Genomic DNA, 19,508 nt, shown 5'->3' with positions numbered 1-19,508 from the left:
GTCTATGGCTGCAAAACGGCCTTGCCGATGATCAATTGCTGCACTTCGGTGGCCCCCTCGTAGATGCGCAATGCACGGATGTCACGGTACAGCGCTTCGACCTTGCTGCCCCGCTCCACGCCGCGCCCGCCATGCAGTTGCAGCGCCATGTCGATCACGCGCTGGGCGTTTTCGGTGGCGGTCATTTTGGCCATCGCGGCGGCTACGCTGCGCTCCCGGAGTTCAGCGGCCACGCTGCGTTGGTGCTTTTCGCCTTCATCGCGCAGCCATGCAGCGCGGTAGGTCAGCAGCGCGGCGCTGTCCACCAGTGCGGCCATTTCGCCCAGCCGGGCCTGCGTGAGTTGGAAGTCGGCCAGCGTCTGGCCGAACATGCGGCGCTGGCGCGCGTGTTGCACCGCCTCGGCCAATGCGCGCCGGGCCATGCCCAGCGCGGCGGCGGCCACGGATGCGCGGAAGATGTCCAGCGTGCGCAGCGCCAGTTTGAAGCCGCCGTGCAGCGGGCCCAGTAGCGCGCTGGCTGGCAAGCGGCAGTCGGCAAAGCGCAGCGTGGCCAGCGGGTGCGGTGCCATCACATGCAGATGCTGCGTGGCATCCAGCCCCGGCGTATCGGCGTCGACGATGAAGGCGCTGATGCCGCGCGTGCCTGCGGTCGGGTCGGTCTTGGCAAACACGCAGTAGAAGTCGGCCAGGCCGCCATTGCTGATCCAGGTCTTGCTGCCCGCCAGCGAATAACTGTCGGGGCGGTCACCGGGGTTGGTTTCCTCTGCGCTGCGGGCCATGGTCTGCATGGCCGCCACATCCGATCCGGCCTCAGGCTCGCTCAGCGCAAAGGCGGCGATCAGCCTGCCGCTGGCCACCCCTGGCAGGTAACGCGCCTGCTGCGCGGGGTTGCCTGCCAGCGTGATCGCGCCACTGCCCAGGCCCTGCATGGCGCAGGCAAAGTCGGCCAGCGGCGAGTGGTAGGCCAGGGTTTCGCGCAGCAGCACCAGCGCGCGCGAGTCCAGCGCCGGCAGGGCGCCGCCATGCGCGGCCGGCACGCAGTAGCGCAGCCAACCGCCAGCGCCCAGGCGCCGAACCCAGTCGCGGCAGGCGGCGCGGTCGTCGGTTTCATCGACCTGCTGGGCGGCGGCCCAAGGCAGCAGGCCCAGGGCCAATGTGCGATGCGCGGCGTCAAAAAAAGGCAGGGCCAAGTGCGCTGTGGGGGGCGGACAGGGGGCGGGCGGGGTGGCGACATGCATCGCTCAATCTCCCTGGAACACGGGCTTTTGCCGGGCGGCAAAGGCGGTGTAGGCGCGGCGGAAGTCTTCGGTCTGCATGCAGATGGCCTGCGCTTGCGCCTCGGCTTCGATGGCTTGCTCCAGCCCCATGCTCCATTCTTGGCCCAGCATGGTCTTGGTCATGCCATGGGCGAAGCCGGGGCCCTCGGCCAGTTGGCGGGCCGTGGCCTGCACGCGGGCCAGCAGTTCGGCGCTGTCGTAGAGCTGGTTGAAAAAGCCCCAGGCCAGGCCCTCTTGCGCCGTCATCGCGCGGCCAGTGAACAGCAGTTCGCTGGCGCGGCCCTGGCCTATCATGCGCGGCAGCAGCGCGCAGGCGCCCATGTCGGCGCCGGCCAGGCCCACGCGGGTGAACAAAAAAGCGGTTTGGGTGGCTGCGCTGCCGTAGCGCAGGTCGCAGGCCAGCGCCAGCATTGCGCCGGCGCCGGCGCAGATGCCGTCGATCGCGCCCAGCACCGGCTGCGGGCAGGCGCGCAGGGCTTTGATCAGTTCGCCGGTCATGCGCGTGAACTCCAGCAACTCGGGCATGCTCATCCGGGTCAGCGGGCCGATGATTTCATGCACGTCGCCCCCTGAGCAAAAGTTGCCGCCGGCGCCGGTGAGCACGACGGCCTTCACGTCGGTGGCTTGGCGCAGCGCGCCAAAGAAGTCGCGCAGCTCCGCATAGCTTTGGAACGTGAGCGGGTTCTTGCGCTCGGGCCGGTCGAGTGTGATGGTGCCCACGCCGGCGTCGAAGTGCCAGGCAAAATGCCGGGCCGCGTAGCCGGCCTGGGGGTTGAACTGCGGGCGCATGGGGTTGCTGGCCGCTATGTAATGCTTCATTCGCTGCTCTCCGGACTGGGGTTTTGACAGTGTTCCTTGACCTTGCCGAGCAGCCGGTGCAAGGTGGCGATGTCGTGCTCGCCCAGCGCGGCGAAGGCTTGCACGATCCATTGCTCATGCTGGCGCGCCATGACCATGAACTGTCGGCGGCCCCGGGGCGTCAGGCGCACGAACCAGGCGCGGCGATCGCCCTGCACGTCCAGGCGCTCGACCAGCCCTTCGGCCACGAGTTGGTCGGTGATGCCGGTGATGTTGCCGTTGGTGACCATCATGCGGCGCGAGAGATCTTTCATCTTCATGCCATCGGGCACACGTTCGAGCTGCGCCATCAGGTCAAAGCGCGGCAGCGTGGTGTCGAACTGCGTGCGCAACTGGCTGCGCACCTGCTTTTCTATCAGTTGCGTGCAGGTGAGCATGCGCAGCCACAGGCGCAGCGCTTCGGGGTGCGCGCTGGGGGCTGCGTCGTGCAGGCGGGCTTCCAGATCCATGGCTCATCCCTGGTTTGCTTTGTTGTCGATAGCTACATGCGCTTTGTTTGCTTGCACCATCACCTGTTTTCTGCAAGATGAAAGCGCGCCAGGAGCCCCCGACCTGCCGTTGGTGCCAATGATGTCCGTGGCGAATTAGTTTAGATTTAAACGAAACCCTGTCAATCAGGGTTAATCGGGTCTTCCCGTGTCGACGCCAAGTGGAAGTGACAGAATGTTGACATGAAGCACTTGCTGCACACCTTGGAGGGGCGGCTGGCAACGTTGCCGGTGCCCATTGCGCTGCAGTTGCCTGCGGGCCAGCAACTGGGCGCGCCCGATCCGGCGGTCACGCTGCGCTTTCACGATCGCATGGCCCTGGTGGCGCTGGCCACCGGCGAACTGGGCAACGTGGGTGCAGCCATCGTCGAAGGACGGGTGGCGCTGGAGGGCGGCATGCGCGACCTGATGGCCGCCGCCGCCGGCCTGCTCACCCGCGACCCGGCCCGCGACTGGCCCCAGCGCTGGTGGCAACGCCTGCTGGCCTGGACCCGGGTGCGGGCGCTGGCGACGCGCACACTGGCGCACGCCATGGCGCGTGACGCGCGCCAGGTGCAGTTTCACTACGACCTGTCCGACGACTTCTACGCGCTGTGGCTGGACCCTCGCCGCGTCTACTCCTGCGCCTATTTCCGCACGCCGGACATGGCCCTGGCACAGGCGCAGGAGGCCAAGCTCGACCATATCTGCCGCAAGCTGCGCCTGCGCGCCGGCGAACGCTTTCTGGACATTGGCGCGGGCTGGGGCGGCCTGTTGCTGTGGGCGGCCGAGCATTACGGCGTCGATGCCACGGGCATCACGCTGTCGCACAACCAGCACGCGCATGTGCAGCGCCTGATTCAGGCGCAGGGCCTGCAGGGCCGGGTGCGCATGCTGCTGTGCGACTACCGGGCGTTGCCGGTCGGGCAGCCCTTCGACAAGATCGCCTCGGTCGGCATGTTCGAGCATGTGGGGCGCGCGCAAATGGGGCGTTACTTCGCCACACTGGCCCGCCTGCTGCGCCCGGGCGGCTTGTTGCTGAACCACGGCATCACCGCTGGCGCGGTCGACAACGCCGGTCTCGGCGCCGGCATGGGGGACTTCATCGAACAGTACATCTTTCCCGGAGGCGAACTGCTGCATGTCAGCGCCGTGCTGCACCACATGGCGCGCGCCGGCCTGGAAATGGTTGACACCGAAAACCTGCGGCCGCACTACGCGCGCACGCTATGGGCTTGGTCCGACCGGCTGGAAGCCCGATTGCCTGCGGCGCGCCAGGTGCTGGCCGCACAGTCCGGCGCAGGGCAGGGCGACAAGGTGCTGCGCGCCTACCGCCTGTATCTGGCGGGGAGCGCGCTGGGGTTCGAGCGCGGCTGGATGGCGCTGCACCAGATACTGCTCGCCCAACCCGACGGCAATGCCGGCACCGGCACCATGCCCGGCGCACAATCGGACTACCCGTTCATGCGCGACTACATCTACGCGGCCCAAGGAAACGCTTTGCCATGCTCTACCGATTCAAGTCCCGCGCTGGCGCCGACCTGATCATGCTGGAACCGCAGGGCCGGCAGATCGTGGCCATCATCGGCAAACCCCCCGGTGCCCGCGGCATCGTAACCGCCGCGCAGATCCCCGCCGCCATCGCCGCACTGCAAGCGGCCGTGGCAGCCGATGAAGCCCTGCCGCCGTCGGCGACCGCCACCGGGCCAGCCGCCGACGAGCGCCAGGATGCCGTGCGCCTGCGCCACCGGGCCGCGCCTTTCATCGAGCTGTTGAGGCGCAGCGCGGCGGCGGATGTGGATGTGGTTTGGGGCGTGTGAGGGGGCTTCGGCCCGGCGCGGCTGGTCGCGGTCGGACTGGCAGTGCGCATGAATGCGGGCGGCCAGCCTCATGCCAGGCCCTCGATCCTCTGCAGCCAATGGTCAAAATGCGGACAGGCTGCGCGCATCGGATGAAGCCCGATGGCGCAGGCGATTTGCGGCCCGTGAGAAGTTTTCTGATAGTGGGGCATGGCCGCCAGGATGCGCTTGGAGGGCGCCGTCTGCGGGCTGTCGTTGATATCTTCGGGCGCGGTCGTCTTGCGCACTGCCCGCAAGGGCGCCAGCATGCTGGCGTCATCCACCCACGGCGTGAAGTCCTCGATGCGGGTGAACAGCAGCGCCTCGAACTCATGGACCTGCAGGTGGGCAATGAAGTTGCGCTGCCCGATGTCGGCGGCAAGTTTTGCTTCCAGAAATTCCGCCTTGCATCGTCCATTCGCCGCGCCCGGAAAATCCCGGTTGCTCTTGCCGGGAAAGTCGTCGGGTAGCGCGTAGAGGTCGAACAACGTGCTGACATAAGCCCTGGCATCCTGCTTGCAGAGCCTTTCGATCTGGGATTTGACCTTGGCGTAGCGGACGACGCCACCCCGATGGCCGGTGCTGGTGCTGACGATGATGGGCGTCAGATAAAGGCCCATCTCTGCGCAGTGGGGCTGCAATAGATCGTTGACAAAGGTTTCTTCCGTCTGCCCTTCGACCAGCAGATAGACGCGGATCATCGCCCCGGTCTCCCGCCCAGCAGGTTCTTTTTCCACAGATCGCCCAGGCTGTACTCGGTCAGCCACTCGGACAGCGCTTCGGCATCCGGGCGCTTGAAGATCGAGGCACCGGCGCGCATGTCGACCACGATCAGGTCCTGCGCATCGAACTCGTTGACCAGTTCCACCGACTGTGTCGAGACGATCAGTTGGTGCCGGCATGCGGCAGACTTCATCGAGGCGCCGAGCACGCTGATGGCGAACGGGTGCAGACCCAGTTCCGGCTCGTCGATCAGGATGGTCGCCGGCATATGTTCTTGCGGTTGCAGCAGCACGGTGGACAAGCAGATGAAGCGCAGCGTGCCGTCGGACAAGGCGCTGGCAGTGAAAGGCTCGTCCTGCCCCGACTGTGTCCATTCGAGCTGAATCCTTTCCCGGTTATCGACGGTGGGACGCAGCATGAAGTCGCCAAAGAAAGGCGCCACCAAGCGAATGGTTTTCACGATGCGGCGGTAATGCTCCTCGTGCTGATTCTTCAGCCGCAGCAGGAAGGCCGCCAGGTTCCGGGCGTCGTCACGCAGGTATTCGTTGTCATTGATATTGTGGATTTGCTTGATGCTGGCGCTCGCGCTGGTGTCATGGAAGTGGTAGATGCGCCAACTGCGCATGACCGGGTAGAGGAGATCAAAGTGGTGCGGACCGATGCGTTTCTTTTGTTCTTCGATCGAAGTCTCGAAAGGACCGTGCTTGCTGCTCCATTGGTCCATGAACGCGCGCGCGGCTTCACGCTGTTCCTGCGAACTGCCTGGATGGTTCAGAACGGCTATGGCCGCGTGCCAGCGAAGATCCTCATGCAAGTCCGCCTGGGCCGTAGCCTGTGTGCGCGCGTCGTCTGCACGCAGTTCCCCTGACGACAATACCTCGCTTGCAAACATCATCCGGTTGTCCTGGGTCGGCTGCAGGGTGAAGCTGTAACTGCCGTCGCCAAAGTACACAGCGGCATACAACTCTTGCGTCTTTTTGCGACCGAAGTGCAGCAAGGCATCCGGCCCTCCGGCCAGGCCAACTGCCATTTGCAACTGTTGATTCAGAATCTGATGGACCAGGCGGAAAAAACCGATGAAGTTGGATTTGCCGGCGCCGTTGGCGCCAATCAGCACATTGCGCCGGCGCAGTTCCAGGTCGCATTCGGCAATGGACTTGTAGCCACGCAGCACAAGCCGCGAGATCTGCCCCGCGTCGGTTGCGTCGTTGGTTTGCGTGCTCACTGGAGTACCTTCGCCTTCGGCTGCGGTATGAGCGCCTTCGGGCGGCCGTGCGGCGCTGATGTCGATGCCATGCTGGCGCGGCCCTCAATCCACCTGCGCCCCAGACACCTTGACCACCTGCGCCCATTTGCGGTGCTCGTCGGCGATGTGTTTGGCAAACTCTGCGGGGCTGTTGCCGCCGGGGATGGCGCCCTGGGCCAGCAGGCGCTCTTTGAGCGCCGGCGTGGCCAGCGACCGGGCCACTTCGTGCTGGATGCGCTGGATGATCTCGGGGGCGGTGCCGACGGGCGCCAGCAGGCCAAACCATGAACTGGCCTCATAGCCCTTGAGCGCGGGGCCGCCGGCCTGCTCCACCGTCGGCACATCGGGCAGGGCGCTGGAGCGCTCGGCACTCGTCACCGCCAATGCGCTGAGCTTGCCGGCCTTGATCTGCGCCATCGACGAGGGCAGGTTGTCAAACATCACATCGACATTGCCCGCCATCAGATCCACCAGCGCAGGGCCCGAGCCACGGTAGGGCAGGTGCAGCATGAAGGTGCCGGTCATGCTTTTGAACAGTTCACCGGCCAGGTGGATCGAGGTGCCGCTGCCGCTCGATGCCATGTTCAGCCTGCCCGGGTTGGCTTTGAGCACACGGATGAAGTCCTGCACGTTGCGCACGCCCATGCTCCTGGCCTTGTCGGGGTTCATCACCAGCACATTGGGCACGGACGCCACCAGCGTGATCGGGGCAAAGTCATGGATCGGGTCGTAGGACAACTTGGCATACAGCGCGCGGTTGATGCCGTGGGTGCCGACCGTGCCCATCAGCAAGGTGTAGCCGTCGGCGGGCGACTTGGCGACGATCTCGGAGCCCAGGTTGCCGGCGGCGCCAGCGCGGTTGTCGACGATGAACGGCTGGCCGAACGCCCGCGAGAGCTCTGGCGCCATGGCCCGGGCCAGAATGTCGGTGGTGCCGCCGGGGGTAAAGGGTACGACGATGCGCACCGGCTTGCCCGGCCAGGCGGCCTGGGCCTGGGCTGTGGATGTCAGCCCTGTCACGCAGGCCGACAGCAGCGCGCCGGCAATGACCGCGCGGCGGCGGGAACTGCGAAACAGGTGCCAGGGTTGCGCTTGCATGGGATCGTGGCTTGTCGGTGGATCAATCGGCGTAGGTGCCCGCAGCCTTGATGACGGCGCCCCATTTTTCGATTTCGGACAGCACGAATTTCTTGTGCTCGGCGCCTTCGACGCGCCGGTCGGTGATGACCACGGCGCTCAGCCCTTCCTGCTTCTTGATGAAATCAGGGTCTTTCAGCGCTACCTTCAGGGCGTCGTTGAGCTTCTTTTGCACATCGGCCGGTGTGCCCTTGGGGGCGTACAGGCCGTGCCAGATGCTCACTTCAAAGTTCTTCAGGCCAGTCTCGGCCAGCGTGGGCAGGTCCTTGAGGGCCGGGATGGTCAGGCGCCGGCTGGTGGTCACGGCGTAGGCTTTGACCTTCTTGGCTTCGATCTGGCCCAGGGTGTTGGTGGTCTGGTCGCACAGCAGGTCGATCTGGCCGCCGATCAGGTCGGTGATCGCAGGGGCCGTGCCCTTGTAGGGCACGGAGGTCATCTCGACCTGCACGGCGCTTTGGAACATCAGGCCGCACAGGTGCGAGGCAGCGCCCAGGCCGGCGTTGCCCAGGTTGATCTGGCCCTTGTTCTGCTGAATCCAGGCGCTCAACTCCTTGAAGTTGTTGGCCGTCAGCGTGGGCCGTCCGATCAGCGTCATCGGCACTTCGTTGACCAGGCCCAGGTACTCGAAGTCGTTGGCCACGTTGAACGACAGCTTGCGGTAGAGCGCCGGCATCGTGGACATGGCAATGTGGTTGAGCAGCAGCGTGTAGCCATCGGCTGCGGCGCGGGCCACGCGGGCTGAACCGATGGAACTGCCGGCACCGGCCGTGTTGTCCACCACCACGGTAACCCCCAGCGGTTTGCGCAGGGCTTCGGCCAGGTCGCGCGCTACGCGGTCGGTGGGACCGCCGGCAGAAAAGGGCACCACCACGGTGATGGTCTTGTCCTTGGCGGGGAAGTCTTGGGCAGTGGCGCCGAAGGCAGTGGCAGTGGCTGCGGCGAGCAGTGCGATTTTCAGCATGGTTTTCATGAAATCTCCTTTTGCCTTTCAGGCAAGGGGGTCGAATGTGGCGGTGGAAGGCTGTGGATACCGGGCCATGATAGCCGGGGGCCTGGGCCGGGGCATTGCGGATATTCCAGTGTCATGCTCGGGAAATACCGCTCCAATAGGCTTTGCCCTTCCGATCGATCGCAGGAGGGCCTATGGGGTTTGCACATTCATCGCGCCGCATGGCCGTGTCCCGGGTGCTGCTGGCATTGCTGGTGCTGGCCGGCTGTGGTGGCAGTGACGGCGGTGGCGGTAGTGCTGGTGCTGGTGCTGGCCCGCCGATCGTCGCCTTGCGCCTGCTCGGCGCTGCCGCCATCCCCACCGGCACCTTGTTCGAGGGGGTAGAGTTTGGCGGCATCTCGGGCCTGGACCGGGCTGCGGACGGCAGCTACTGGGCGCTATCGGACGAGCGTGGCGGGGACGGACGAGTCCCGCGCTTTTACAACCTCAGCATCGATTACGAGGCCAGCGGCAACGTGAGCGTGCAGATCAACCGGCAGACCGCCATGCTGCGCGAGGACGGCAGCGCGTTCCCGGCGGCCACGCGCACGGTAGACCCGGAAGCCATCCGCGTGGCTGCGGGCGGGCAGTTGTACTGGGCCTCCGAGGGTAACTGGGATGCTGCGGCTGCCCGCCGCTTCCAGCCCTTTGTGCGCCAGATGACGGCGCAAGGCGCTTTTGTGCGGGAGTTTGCCATTCCGGCCATCTACCACTATGTGGACAACCGCACGCAGGGAGCGCGCAACAACAAGGTCTTCGAGTCTCTGGCCGTGGCGCCTGATGGCACGGTGTATGTGGCCAATGAAGACGCGCTGATCGAGGATGGCCCGAGCGCCAGTTTGCAGGCGGGCAGCGTGGTTCGGGTGACGGCCTTGGACCCCGGCACTGGCCAGGCGCGTGCGCAATACGCCTACGAGTTGCCCAAGATACCGGTGGATGGCAAGCCTGATGCAGCATTCGGGCCGGACAATGGCCTGTCAGACATGCTGGCCGCAGGCCCGCGCCAGTTCATCGCCGTCGAGCGCGCGTTTGCTTTCGGCGTGGGCAACACCATCCGCCTGGTGTGGACCGAGATCAACGACACCACCACCGACGTGAGCCGCATCGCCAGCCTGGTCGAAGCCAAGTACACGCCGATGAGCCGCAGGCTGCTGTTGGAAATGCCCCTCCGCTACCAGGGAGTGAAACTGGACAACATCGAGGCCATCACCTGGGGCAAGACCCTGCCCAACGGGAATCGCACCTTGGTCCTGGCGTCCGACAACAACTTCTCGGCGACCCAGACCAATCAGTTCATCGTGCTGGAGGTGTTGGCAAACTGATTCCGAAGTGCGGCTACGCGTACCAAGAGGCTAGTGTCGCGTCACCGATCATCTGTCGGTCCGCGCTGGCCATCGAAGCGCATCGCGGCGTTGCATCGCTTGCCAATACGCTCGGTATGGGCTGCGCGATGCGCCTTGCGCTGCGCTCCGATGGCTGCGCGCAGCCTACGACATCTGATCGGTGACGCGACACTAGCAACGACAGATGCCATATTCTTTTTCGCACAGCGCCGGCGCATCGGAGCGTTCGGCGGCAGGCCGGAGCAGGCCGTGCGGGAACGTGGTCGGGATTCCGGTTCCTGACAGTGGTCGGCACCGCCCGGGAGCTGCCGGGGGCGCGGCTTGGGTGGCGGCAACGGGGGCCGACATCGGCACCCGAGTCGACCTGATCCGGCTTTTGCGCCGACAATTTGCCGGAAATTCCTGTTCGGGCGAAACCCTCGATGTCCTCTTCAAACCCCTCTGCCCCCACGCCGGCGCCGCGCGCCGTGCTGCGCCGGCCCACGGCGGCCGCCAAGCCTGCAACGCCGGCATGTCCGGCGGGCATGGCAGCGGGCGTCGTACCGGACGCAGCACGGGGTGCCGTGCCGGGCACGGCCAACGGCACCGACCGCTTGCGCCTGAACAAGCGCATGGCCGAACTCGGCCTGTGCTCCCGGCGCGAGGCCGACGACTGGATTGCCCAAGGCCGGGTCCGGGTCAACGGCCAGGTCGCGCCCATCGGCCTGCGGGTCACGGCCAGCGACCGCATCGCGGTCGACAAGCAGGCCCGGGGTGCTCAGCGGCAGCGTGTCACCATCTTGCTGCACAAGCCCATGGGCTATGTGAGCGGGCAGGCAGAAGATGGTCATAGGCCCGCCGTGGCGCTGATCGACCAGCGCACACACTGGCGCGACGACACCAGCCGCAACCGCTTTGCCCCGGCGCAATTGCGCGGCCTGGCGCCTGCCGGGCGGCTGGACATCGACTCGGTGGGCCTGCTGGTGCTCACACAGGACGGACGGGTGGCGCGCCAGTTGATTGGCGCGGACTCCACGGTGGACAAGGAATATCTGGTGCGCGTGCAATACGGCGCCGTGGCCCTGGATGTGCGCTCGGTGTTTCCGGCCGGGCAGTTGGCCAGTCTGTGCCATGGCCTGTCGCTGGACGGCCAGCCGCTCAAGCCCGCCGTGGTCGATTGGCAAAACCCCGAGCAACTGCGCTTTGTGCTCACCGAGGGCAGGAAGCGGCAAATCCGCCGCATGTGCGCGCTGGTGGGCTTGACGGTGGTGGGCCTCAAGCGCGTCCGCATCGGCCGCGTGCGGCTGGGCCTTTTGCCGGCGGGCCAGTGGCGTTACCTTGCGGCCGACGAGCAGTTTTGAGCGCCATCCCTTGCTGCGCATTGGGCGGGCGGATACCCGGGCGGCTGTGCCGGCGCCGGCCGACCGCGCATTCGATGCCCATGCGTGCGTCCAGCCCCTGCCCTCTGAAACCCCTTGATCCCCCTCTTGAAACCCTTGCGCAATGCCCATAGATCACGCCTGCCGGTTCGGCAGGCGGTGCACAGGCGTGCACTGCACTACTCCTACCCGGTGCCGGCCTTTTTTGTACTGACCTGTTTCACCCCATAGAGAACTCTCCCATGAGCAAGCAAACCCTGTCGTTTCAGGCCGAAGTGGCCCAACTGCTGCACCTGGTCACCCACTCGCTGTACTCGAACCAGGAAATCTTCCTGCGCGAGCTGATCTCCAACGCCTCCGATGCCTGCGACAAGCTGCGCTTTGCCGGGTTGAACCAGCCGGCGTTGTTTGAAGATGCGCCCCAGCTCGAAGTGCGTGTGAGCTTCGACCAGACCGCCCGCACGCTGACCATCACCGACAACGGCATCGGCATGAGCCAGCAAGAGGCGATAGAGCATCTGGGCACCATCGCCAAAAGCGGCACCAAGGACTTCATGGGCCAGCTCTCGGGCGACCAAAAGCAGGATGCCCAGTTGATCGGCCAGTTTGGTGTCGGCTTTTATTCGGGCTTCATCGTGGCCGACAAAATCACGGTGGAATCGCGCCGCGCCGGTCTTCCCGCCAGCGAGGGTGTGCGTTGGGCCAGCGGCGGCACGGGCGACTTCGAGGTCGAGACCATAGACCGGCCCGCCCGTGGCACCAGCGTCATCTTGCACCTGCGCGACAGCGCCGAGGAATACCTGAACAACTGGAAGCTCAAGTCCATCATCTCCCGGTACTCCGACCACATCAGCCTGCCGATACTGATGGAAAAGCAAGAGTGGAAAGACGGCGAGTTGATCAACCCCGGCGACGAAAAAGGCGGCCGCCAGCCCGGTGCCATGGTCAAGACCGGCGACTGGGAAACCGTCAACCAGGCCAGCGCCCTGTGGGCCCGCCCGAAGAAGGACGTAAGCGACGCACAGTACGCCGAGTTCTACAAAACCATCAGCCACGACCCGTTGGCCCCGCTGACCTGGGCGCACAACCGCGTGGAAGGCAGTACCGAGTACACGCAGTTGCTGTACATCCCGGCCAAGGCGCCGTTCGATCTGTGGAACCGCGACAAGAAAGCGGGCGTGAAGCTGTATGTCAAGCGCGTTTTCATCATGGACGACGCCGAGGCCCTGTTGCCCACCTACCTGCGCTTTGTCAAGGGCGTGATCGACTCGGCCGACCTGCCGCTGAACGTGAGCCGCGAGTTGCTACAGGAAAGCCGCGACGTGCGCGCCATCCGCGAAGGCTCGACCAAGCGCGTGCTCAGCATGCTGGAAGACCTGGCCCGGCATGACCGGCATGACAGCCCAGCCCCCCAACCCGCCGAAGGGGCTGACCGAGTCAGCGATGTCGTCGACGCCGACGACAAGGCCAAGGAAGGCAAGTACAGCCAGTTCTACGCCGAGTTCGGCGCGGTACTCAAAGAGGGCCTGGGCGAAGACTTCGCCAACCGCGAGCGCCTGGCCCGGCTGCTGCGCTTTGCCAGCACCAGCAGCGACCAGGCCAGCGTGGGCCTGGCCGACTACAAGGCGCGCATGAAGGAGGGCCAGGAGGCCATCTACTACATCACCGCAGACACGCTGGCCGCCGCCAAACACAGCCCGCAGCTCGAGGTCTTCAAGAAAAAGGGCATCGAGGTGCTCTTGATGACCGACCGCGTCGACGAGTGGGCGCTGAACTACCTGCACGAGTTCGATGGCACACCGCTGCAAAGCGTGGCCAAGGGCGCGGTCGACCTGGGCAAGCTGCAAGACGAGGCCGAGAAGAAGGCCGCCGAGGAGGCCGCCGAAGCCTTCAAACCCCTGCTGGCCAGGCTCAAGGAGACGCTCAAGGACAAGGCCGAAGACGTGCGCGTGACCACGCGCCTGGTCGACTCGCCCGCCTGCCTGGTGGTGCACGGCGACGGCATGAGCACCCAGCTTGCGCGGCTGCTCAAGCAGGCCGGCCAGCAGGCCCCCGAGACCAAGCCGGTGCTGGAAGTCAACGCCAGCCATGCGCTGGTCAGGAAGCTCGACGGCAGCCAGCACTTTGATGACTTGGCGCATATCCTGTTCGACCAGGCCCTGCTGGCCGAAGGCGGTTTGCCCGCCGACCCGGCGGCCTATGTCAAGCGCGTGAATGCGTTGCTGGTGTGACGCGGCCACGCCCTGCTTGGCCCCCGGCCGGCGCGTTTCAGACCATCAGCGGCGCCTCCTGCATGGCTTCGATCTGCTCGATCAGCATGTCCACCTGACCGCGCCAATAGTCGCTGCTGCCGAACCAGGGAAAGTTCAGCGGAAAGATCGGGTCTTGCCAGCGGCGCGCCAGCCAGGCGCTGTAGTGAATCAGGCGCAGCGTGCGTAGCGGCTCGATCAGCGCCAGTTCACGCTGGTCAAAACTGCGCAATTGCTCATAGCCGTCGAGCAGGGCGCCGAGTTGCTGCGTGCGCTGGCGCCGGTCGCCCGAGAGCAGCATCCACAGATCCTGCACGGCCGGCCCCATGCGGGCATCGTCCAGATCGACGAAATGCGGGCCACCCCGGCCATATTCGTCCAGCGGCGTCCACAGGATATTGCCGGGGTGGCAGTCGCCGTGCAGGCGGATCAGGCGCGCGTCCTTCAAGCCAGATGGGCCGCCAGCACAGGTGCTACACGCGCCGTCAGCTATCAATTCGATGGCTTTGTCGCACTGCTCGCGCCAACGGGCCTGCATGTCCAGCGGGATGACCTGCTGCTCCAGCAGCCAGTTGCGCGATGCAACGCCAAAGTCCTGCAAATCCAGCCGGGGCCGGTGGACAAAAGGTTGTGCGGCGCCCACGGTGTGGATGCGCGCCAGAAAGCGGCCAATCCATTGCAGCACTTCGGGGTCGTCCAGCTCGGGCTGGCGGCCGCCGCGCCAGGGGCTGACCGAGAAGGCAAAATCCTGATGCTGGTGCAGCGTGGCGCCGTTCAATGCCATCGGGCCCACGGCGGGTACCTCGGCGGCCATCAACTCGGCGGCAAAAGCATGCTCCTCCAGAATCTGCGCCGCATCCCAACGGCCCGGGCGGTAGAACTTGGCCACCACGCGCTGGCCGTCTTCCAGCGTCACCTGGTAGACCCGGTTTTCATACGATGACAGGGCCATCAGGCGACCATCGCCGTACAACTGCACGCTGGCCAGCGCGTCGAGCACATGGTCCGGAGTGAGGCGGGCGTAGGGATGCAGATCGGTGACTGCGGCGGTGCTCGGGCTATTGTCTGAGGGCTGTGGGTTCATGCCCCATTGTCGCTGCCAGAGCCGGCCGCACCGGGATTGCCAAGGCCCGCCAAGCGCTCATTTCGAGCGCGCGCCTGGAGCAGCAACTGCCCCCAATCATCCGGGGGATGGCCGCTTTGCCGCATTTTCCCGAACACCCGGTACGCATCATTGCCACTGCCGTTGGCGCGCTTGCTGTCCTCGTCATTGACCCAGGCCAGCACGATCATCTTGCCCGGTGCGTGAAGCCGGAAAAAGAAAAACAGCCGGGACTGCTGGAAGAACTTGGCCCGAAACCCCAGTGCTTGTACGCATTGCCCAGGGCGCTACCCTGACGGTATTCGGGTCTGCCCGGGTCCTGCGGGATGTAGTGAATCTTGTCACGCTTGCCCAGGCCAAGCGCGCAACGGACCGTTTCGGGCACCGTGGTCTGGTAGCGGTCGATCAGCGTGGATATCTGGACGAAGGCCCGATCCCTGGGGCATTGATCACTTCTTTTGTCGGAACTTGCGCAGCGCTGCGATCTGTGCCGCCATCACGGCCAATTCGGACTGGGCCTTGGCCAGATCGAGATCGCTCTTGGCATTCTTGAGCGCTTCTTCGGCGGCGGCTTTGGCGGCATTGGCCTTCTCGTCATCCAGGTCCTTGCCACGGATTGCCGTATCGGACAGCACCGTGACGCAGTGGGGTTGCACTTCCAGAAGACCGCCGGCGACGAAGACGAATTCTTCGCTGCCGTCGGCCATTTCGATGCGCACCGAGCCCGGCTTGATGCGGGTGATCAGCGGGGCGTGGCGGGGATAAATGCCCAGTTCGCCAACCTCGCCGGGCAGCGCCACGAAGCGCGCTTGCCCGGTGAAGATCGATTCTTCGGCACTGACCACATCAACGTGGATGGTGTTCATCATGGTTCCCGGGGAAACAGGGATGGCAGGGTGGCAGGTGGCGCAATGCCATCAGGCCACCTTCTTGGCCTTCTCGAAGGCTTCGTCGATGGTGCCCACCATGTAGAACGCTTGTTCCGGCAGGTGGTCGGCTTCACCGTTGACGATCATCTTGAAGCCGCGGATGGTTTCCGACAGCGGCACGTACTTGCCGGGCGAGCCGGTGAACACTTCGGCCACATGGAACGGCTGCGACAGAAAGCGCTGGATCTTGCGGGCGCGGGCCACGGCCAGTTTGTCTTCAGGCGCCAGTTCGTCCATGCCCAAAATGGCGATGATGTCGCGCAGTTCCTTGTAGCGTTGCAGCGTTCCTTGCACGGCGCGGGCCACGTTGTAGTGCTCTTGACCGACCACGTTCGGGTCGAGCTGGCGCGAGGTCGAGTCCAGCGGGTCCACGGCGGGGTAGATACCGAGCGAAGCGATGTCACGCGACAGCACCACGGTCGAGTCCAAGTGGGCGAAGGTCGTGGCGGGCGACGGGTCGGTCAAGTCGTCGGCAGGGACGTACACGGCCTGGATCGAGGTGATCGAGCCGACCTTGGTCGACGTGATCCGCTCTTGCAGACGGCCCATTTCCTCGGCCAGCGTCGGCTGGTAGCCCACGGCGGAAGGCATGCGGCCCAGCAGTGCCGACACTTCGGTACCGGCCAGCGTGTAGCGGTAGATGTTGTCCACGAAGAACAGCACGTCACGGCCTTCGTCGCGGAACGACTCGGCGATGGTCAGGCCGGTCAGGGCCACGCGCAGACGGTTGCCCGGGGGCTCGTTCATCTGGCCGTAGACCATGGCGACCTTGGAGTTTTCGAGCTTCTCGAGGTTCACGACGCCGGAGTCGGCCATCTCGTGATAGAAGTCGTTGCCTTCACGGGTACGTTCACCCACACCAGCGAACACCGACAGACCCGAGTGAGCCTTGGCGATGTTGTTGATGAGTTCCATCATGTTCACGGTCTTGCCCACGCCGGCACCACCGAACAGGCCCACCTTGCCGCCCTTGGCGAACGGGCACACCAGGTCGATCACCTTGATGCCGGTTTCCAGCAGGTCTTGCGACGGCGACAGTTCGTCGTACGCGGGAGCCTTGCGGTGGATGGAGGCGGTCAGCGTCTGGTCGACCGGGCCACGCTCGTCGATGGGCGCGCCCAGCACGTCCATGATGCGGCCCAGCGTCGCCTTGCCCACGGGCACGGTGATGGGGGCTTGCGTGTTCGTCACGATCAGGCCGCGGCGCAGGCCGTCGGAAGAACCCAGCGCAATCGTGCGGACCACGCCGTCGCCGAGCTGCTGCTGGACTTCGAGCGTCAGTGCGCTGCCTTCGAACTTGAGGGCGTCGTAGATCTTGGGCATCTTGTCGCGCGGGAATTCCACGTCGACCACAGCACCAATACACTGAACGATCTTGCCTTGAACTGCTTCTGCTTGAGCCATGTCTGCTCCGATAAAAATTTAAATCTGTTGAGGTCCGAAGGGCTCAGACACCGGCGGCCGCCGCAGCGCCCGAAACGATTTCCGAGAGCTCCTTGGTGATGCCGGCCTGGCGGGTCTTGTTGTAGACCAGCTTCAGCTCGCTGATCACATTGCCTGCGTTGTCGGTGGCAGCCTTCATGGCCACCATCCGCGCCGAATGCTCGGACGCCATGTTCTCTGCCACGGCCTGATAGACCAGCGACTCCACATAGCGGACCAGCAGCTCGTCGATCACGCTTTGCGCATCGGGCTCGTAGATGTAATCCCACGAATGCTGGCCTTCCTCGACTTTCAGCGAGTCTTCGGCCAGCGGCAGCAGCTGCTCGACGAGCGGCTCCTGCTTGATCGTGTTGATGAACTTCGTGTAGCTCAGGTACACGGCCGAGAGCTTGCCTTCCGCGTAAGCGTCGAGCAGCGTCTTGACCGGGCCGATGAGCTTGTCCAGGTGCGGCGTGTCACCCAGGTGGGTGACATGCGCGACCACGCGGGCGCCGATGCGGTTCAGGAAGCCGAGGCCCTTGCTGCCGATGGCGACCGACTCGATCGCCACGCCGGCGGCCTGCGCTTCGCGCAGCTTGGCCGTCACGGCGCGCAGCAGGTTGGTGTTCAAGCCACCGCACAGGCCCTTGTCGCTCGTCACGATGATGAAGCCGAGCGCCTTGGCGTCGTTCTTCTTCATGAAGGCGTGCGTGTACTCGGGATTCGCCTTGCCAAGGTTCGCCGCAATGTTGCGGATCTTCTCGCTGTAGGGGCGGGCGGCACGCATGCGCTCTTGCGCCTTGCGCATCTTGGAAACCGAGACCATTTCCATGGCCTTGGTGATCTTCTTGGTGTTTTCCACCGATTTGATCTTGCCGCGGATTTCCTTACCAGCTGCCATATGAACTCCTTCTTGCGTCGGTCAAGGGGTCGATCAGGCGAACGACTTCTTGAACGAGGTGGCGGCAGCCAGCAGTTCGGCTTCAGCGTCCTGGCACACCTTCTTGAAGGCCTGCTTTTCGGCGCTGTCGTCCGGCTTGGCGGGCTTGACGTCCCACTTGGCACCATTCTTTTCCATGGTCTCGAGCAGGGCGGCGTGGCTCGTCTTCAGCAGCTGGTGGAAACCGTGTTCGAACGGGAGCACCTTCTTGACGTCGATGTCGTCCGTGAAGCCCTTGTTCACTGCGAACAGCGTGGCATTCATCAGCGAGATCGGCAGCGGGCTGTACTGGGTCTGCTTGAGCAGTTCCGTCACGCGCGCACCGCGGTCGAGTTGCTTGCGGGTCGCTTCGTCGAGGTCGGAAGCGAACTGCGCGAACGCGGCCAGTTCACGGTACTGGGCCAGGTCGGTACGGATACCGCCCGACTGGTTCTTGATCAGGTTGGTCTGCGCCGACGAGCCCACGCGCGACACCGAGATACCGGCGTTGATGGCGGGGCGAATGCCGGCGTTGAACAGGCTGGTTTCCAGGAAGATCTGGCCGTCGGTGATCGAGATCACGTTGGTCGGAACGAAGGCGGACACGTCACCGGCTTGCGTTTCGATGATCGGCAGTGCCGTCAGCGAACCGGTCTTGCCCTTGACGGCGCCCTTGGTGAAGGCTTCGACGTAGTCGGCGTTCACGCGGGCTGCGCGCTCGAGCAGACGGCTGTGGAGATAGAACACGTCGCCGGGGTAGGCTTCGCGGCCTGGCGGGCGGCGCAGCAGCAGCGACACCTGGCGGTAGGCCACGGCTTGCTTGGACAGGTCGTCATAGACGATCAGGGCGTCCTGGCCGCGGTCGCGGAAGTACTCGCCCATCGTGCAGCCCGAATAGGCCGACACGTACTGCATGGCAGCCGATTCGGAGGCCGATGCGGCCACGACGATGGTGTAGTCCATCGCGCCGGCTTGTTCCAGCGAGCGCACCACGTTCTTGATCGACGAAGCCTTCTGGCCGATCGCAACGTAGACGCAGGTCATGTTCTGACCCTTCTGGTTGATGATCGCGTCGATCGCCACGGCCGTCTTGCCGGTCTGGCGGTCACCGATGATCAGCTCGCGCTGGCCACGGCCGACGGGCACCATGGAGTCGATCGACTTCAGGCCGGTCTGCATCGGCTGGTCGACGGACTTGCGTGCGATCACGCCGGGAGCGACCTTTTCGATCACGTCGGTCATCTTGGCGTTGATCGGACCCTTGCCGTCGATCGGCTGGCCCAGTGCGTTCACCACGCGGCCGATGAGTTCGGGGCCCACGGGCACTTCCAGGATGCGGCCCGTGCACTTCACGGTGCCGCCTTCGGAGATGTGCTCGTACTCGCCCAGAATCACGGCGCCGACCGAGTCGCGCTCAAGGTTCAGCGCCAGGCCGAACGACGGCGTGCCGTCAGCCGTGGGCGGGAACTCGAGCATTTCGCCTTGCATCGCGTCCGACAGGCCGTGCACGCGCACGATGCCGTCGGTCACCGAGACCACGGTGCCCTGGTTGCGGATGTCGGCGCTGACGCCAAGGCCTTCGATGCGGCTCTTGATGAGTTCAGAAATTTCCGCGGGATTGAGTTGCATGACTCTTTCCTTCTTTCTTTGGT

General features: G+C 65.0%; 18 protein-coding genes and 2 pseudogenes. 6 read left to right on the top strand and 14 right to left on the bottom strand.

All coding sequences use genetic code 11. The features are described 5' to 3' along the window. Positions 1-2 precede the first annotated feature (2 nt). The 3 genes from VEIS_RS02410 to VEIS_RS02400 are packed head-to-tail and all read right to left on the bottom strand — an operon-like array spanning position 3 to position 2,584. Positions 3-1,238 (bottom strand): acyl-CoA dehydrogenase family protein, encoded by a 1,236-nt coding sequence (locus VEIS_RS02410; protein WP_011808296.1) that lies wholly within the window; start codon positions 1,236-1,238, stop codon positions 3-5. Positions 1,239-1,241: 3 nt separating this feature from the next. Further along, positions 1,242-2,096, bottom strand: a complete 855-nt coding sequence (locus tag VEIS_RS02405) for an enoyl-CoA hydratase family protein (protein ID WP_011808295.1) — start codon at positions 2,094-2,096, stop codon at positions 1,242-1,244. Continuing rightward, on the bottom strand, positions 2,093-2,584 hold the full coding sequence (locus VEIS_RS02400) for a MarR family winged helix-turn-helix transcriptional regulator (RefSeq protein WP_011808294.1): 492 nt from the start codon (positions 2,582-2,584) through the stop codon (positions 2,093-2,095). Before VEIS_RS02400 ends, VEIS_RS02405 begins: the two co-directional genes overlap by 4 nt. A gap of 222 nt (positions 2,585-2,806) precedes the next feature. Between VEIS_RS02400 and VEIS_RS02395 the strand changes: the two genes are divergently transcribed. Together VEIS_RS02395 and VEIS_RS02390 are read left to right on the top strand one after the other, a co-directional pair. Further along, complete coding sequence (locus VEIS_RS02395; protein WP_011808293.1) at positions 2,807-4,147, top strand: class I SAM-dependent methyltransferase; 1,341 nt, start codon at positions 2,807-2,809, stop codon at positions 4,145-4,147. After that, positions 4,108-4,422, top strand: a complete 315-nt coding sequence (locus VEIS_RS02390; RefSeq protein ID WP_041949756.1) for a DUF1840 domain-containing protein — start codon at positions 4,108-4,110, stop codon at positions 4,420-4,422. The genes VEIS_RS02395 and VEIS_RS02390 overlap by 40 nt, the downstream gene beginning before the upstream one ends. A 68-nt stretch (positions 4,423-4,490) precedes the next feature. On the opposite strand, the gene VEIS_RS02385 is transcribed toward VEIS_RS02390, so the two are convergent. From VEIS_RS02385 to VEIS_RS02370, 4 genes are all read right to left on the bottom strand, one after another. Continuing rightward, positions 4,491-5,141, bottom strand: coding sequence for a DUF4276 family protein (locus VEIS_RS02385; RefSeq protein WP_011808292.1), 651 nt, complete (start codon positions 5,139-5,141; stop codon positions 4,491-4,493). Beyond that, positions 5,138-6,388, bottom strand: a complete 1,251-nt coding sequence (locus tag VEIS_RS30165; protein ID WP_011808291.1) for an AAA family ATPase — start codon at positions 6,386-6,388, stop codon at positions 5,138-5,140. The genes VEIS_RS02385 and VEIS_RS30165 overlap by 4 nt, the downstream gene beginning before the upstream one ends. Positions 6,389-6,472: 84 nt before the next feature. Then, positions 6,473-7,507 (bottom strand): Bug family tripartite tricarboxylate transporter substrate binding protein, encoded by a 1,035-nt coding sequence (locus tag VEIS_RS02375; protein WP_011808290.1) that lies wholly within the window; start codon positions 7,505-7,507, stop codon positions 6,473-6,475. 22 nt (positions 7,508-7,529) lie between these two features. Further along, positions 7,530-8,516: a tripartite tricarboxylate transporter substrate-binding protein gene (locus VEIS_RS02370; RefSeq protein ID WP_011808289.1), complete on the bottom strand. Its 987-nt coding sequence runs from the start codon at positions 8,514-8,516 to the stop codon at positions 7,530-7,532. A gap of 200 nt (positions 8,517-8,716) precedes the next feature. Here VEIS_RS02370 and VEIS_RS02365 point away from each other — a divergent pair, with 200 nt between their 5' ends. From VEIS_RS02365 to htpG, 4 genes are all read left to right on the top strand, one after another. Further along, entirely contained in the window at positions 8,717-9,856 is a 1,140-nt protein-coding gene (locus tag VEIS_RS02365; RefSeq protein ID WP_157048367.1) for an esterase-like activity of phytase family protein, read from the top strand. A gap of 33 nt (positions 9,857-9,889) precedes the next feature. Then, on the top strand, positions 9,890-10,159 hold the full coding sequence (locus VEIS_RS30160) for a hypothetical protein (protein ID WP_232287821.1): 270 nt from the start codon (positions 9,890-9,892) through the stop codon (positions 10,157-10,159). 140 nt (positions 10,160-10,299) lie between these two features. Then, a complete protein-coding gene (locus tag VEIS_RS02360) occupies positions 10,300-11,217 on the top strand; it encodes a pseudouridine synthase (RefSeq protein WP_011808286.1) in 918 nt (305 codons plus the stop codon). Positions 11,218-11,477: 260 nt separating this feature from the next. Continuing rightward, the gene (gene htpG, locus VEIS_RS02355) at positions 11,478-13,466 is read left to right on the top strand and encodes a molecular chaperone HtpG (RefSeq protein WP_011808285.1); all 1,989 of its coding nucleotides are present in this window, start codon (positions 11,478-11,480) and stop codon (positions 13,464-13,466) included. A 37-nt stretch (positions 13,467-13,503) separates the two neighbouring features. Here the strand turns inward: htpG and VEIS_RS02350 are convergent, their stop codons facing one another. The 7 genes and pseudogenes from VEIS_RS02350 to atpA all read right to left on the bottom strand — a co-directional run bounded on the left by VEIS_RS02350 (position 13,504) and on the right by atpA (position 19,485). Further along, positions 13,504-14,568, bottom strand: coding sequence for a serine/threonine protein kinase (locus VEIS_RS02350; RefSeq protein WP_011808284.1), 1,065 nt, complete (start codon positions 14,566-14,568; stop codon positions 13,504-13,506). Further along, positions 14,565-14,914 (bottom strand): annotated as a pseudogene (locus VEIS_RS28090) (type II toxin-antitoxin system YhaV family toxin); the annotation flags it as partial. The gene VEIS_RS02350 and the pseudogene VEIS_RS28090, both read right to left, overlap by 4 nt. Further along, a pseudogene (locus VEIS_RS30155) lies at positions 14,915-15,004 on the bottom strand (type II toxin-antitoxin system PrlF family antitoxin); the annotation flags it as partial. A 31-nt stretch (positions 15,005-15,035) separates the two neighbouring features. After that, positions 15,036-15,452 carry a F0F1 ATP synthase subunit epsilon gene (locus tag VEIS_RS02340; protein ID WP_011808282.1) on the bottom strand — a complete coding sequence of 139 codons (417 nt, stop codon included), beginning with the start codon at positions 15,450-15,452 and terminating at the stop codon, positions 15,036-15,038. Positions 15,453-15,503: 51 nt separating this feature from the next. Then, a complete protein-coding gene (gene atpD, locus VEIS_RS02335) occupies positions 15,504-16,919 on the bottom strand; it encodes a F0F1 ATP synthase subunit beta (RefSeq protein ID WP_011808281.1) in 1,416 nt (471 codons plus the stop codon). A 43-nt stretch (positions 16,920-16,962) separates the two neighbouring features. Next, positions 16,963-17,838: a F0F1 ATP synthase subunit gamma gene (gene atpG / locus VEIS_RS02330; protein WP_011808280.1), complete on the bottom strand. Its 876-nt coding sequence runs from the start codon at positions 17,836-17,838 to the stop codon at positions 16,963-16,965. A 33-nt stretch (positions 17,839-17,871) separates the two neighbouring features. Further along, positions 17,872-19,485, bottom strand: coding sequence for a F0F1 ATP synthase subunit alpha (gene atpA / locus VEIS_RS02325; protein WP_011808279.1), 1,614 nt, complete (start codon positions 19,483-19,485; stop codon positions 17,872-17,874). Between the last annotated feature and the right edge of the window lie 23 nt (positions 19,486-19,508).

It is taken from the genome of Verminephrobacter eiseniae EF01-2 (assembly GCF_000015565.1).
Classification (GTDB): domain Bacteria; phylum Pseudomonadota; class Gammaproteobacteria; order Burkholderiales; family Burkholderiaceae_C; genus Acidovorax; species Acidovorax eiseniae.
Note: the sequence above shows the minus strand (reverse complement) of the source record. Positions and strands in the feature narration are given on the sequence as shown.

Excerpts from the sequence above, each read along its gene's own strand:
- VEIS_RS02410 (WP_011808296.1), bottom strand. The coding sequence starts at position 1,238 with ATGCATGTCGCCACCCCGCCCGCCCCCTGTCCGCCCCCCACAGCGCAC.
- VEIS_RS02405 (WP_011808295.1), bottom strand. The coding sequence starts at position 2,096 with ATGAAGCATTACATAGCGGCCAGCAACCCCATGCGCCCGCAGTTCAAC.
- VEIS_RS02400 (WP_011808294.1), bottom strand. The coding sequence starts at position 2,584 with ATGGATCTGGAAGCCCGCCTGCACGACGCAGCCCCCAGCGCGCACCCC.
- VEIS_RS02395 (WP_011808293.1), top strand. The coding sequence starts at position 2,807 with ATGAAGCACTTGCTGCACACCTTGGAGGGGCGGCTGGCAACGTTGCCG.
- VEIS_RS02390 (WP_041949756.1), top strand. The coding sequence starts at position 4,108 with ATGCTCTACCGATTCAAGTCCCGCGCTGGCGCCGACCTGATCATGCTG.
- VEIS_RS02385 (WP_011808292.1), bottom strand. The coding sequence starts at position 5,141 with ATGATCCGCGTCTATCTGCTGGTCGAAGGGCAGACGGAAGAAACCTTT.
- VEIS_RS02375 (WP_011808290.1), bottom strand. The coding sequence starts at position 7,507 with ATGCAAGCGCAACCCTGGCACCTGTTTCGCAGTTCCCGCCGCCGCGCG.
- VEIS_RS02370 (WP_011808289.1), bottom strand. The coding sequence starts at position 8,516 with ATGAAAACCATGCTGAAAATCGCACTGCTCGCCGCAGCCACTGCCACT.
- VEIS_RS02365 (WP_157048367.1), top strand. The coding sequence starts at position 8,717 with ATGGCCGTGTCCCGGGTGCTGCTGGCATTGCTGGTGCTGGCCGGCTGT.
- VEIS_RS02360 (WP_011808286.1), top strand. The coding sequence starts at position 10,300 with ATGTCCTCTTCAAACCCCTCTGCCCCCACGCCGGCGCCGCGCGCCGTG.
- htpG (WP_011808285.1), top strand. The coding sequence starts at position 11,478 with ATGAGCAAGCAAACCCTGTCGTTTCAGGCCGAAGTGGCCCAACTGCTG.
- VEIS_RS02350 (WP_011808284.1), bottom strand. The coding sequence starts at position 14,568 with ATGAACCCACAGCCCTCAGACAATAGCCCGAGCACCGCCGCAGTCACC.
- VEIS_RS02340 (WP_011808282.1), bottom strand. The coding sequence starts at position 15,452 with ATGAACACCATCCACGTTGATGTGGTCAGTGCCGAAGAATCGATCTTC.
- atpD (WP_011808281.1), bottom strand. The coding sequence starts at position 16,919 with ATGGCTCAAGCAGAAGCAGTTCAAGGCAAGATCGTTCAGTGTATTGGT.
- atpG (WP_011808280.1), bottom strand. The coding sequence starts at position 17,838 with ATGGCAGCTGGTAAGGAAATCCGCGGCAAGATCAAATCGGTGGAAAAC.
- atpA (WP_011808279.1), bottom strand. The coding sequence starts at position 19,485 with ATGCAACTCAATCCCGCGGAAATTTCTGAACTCATCAAGAGCCGCATC.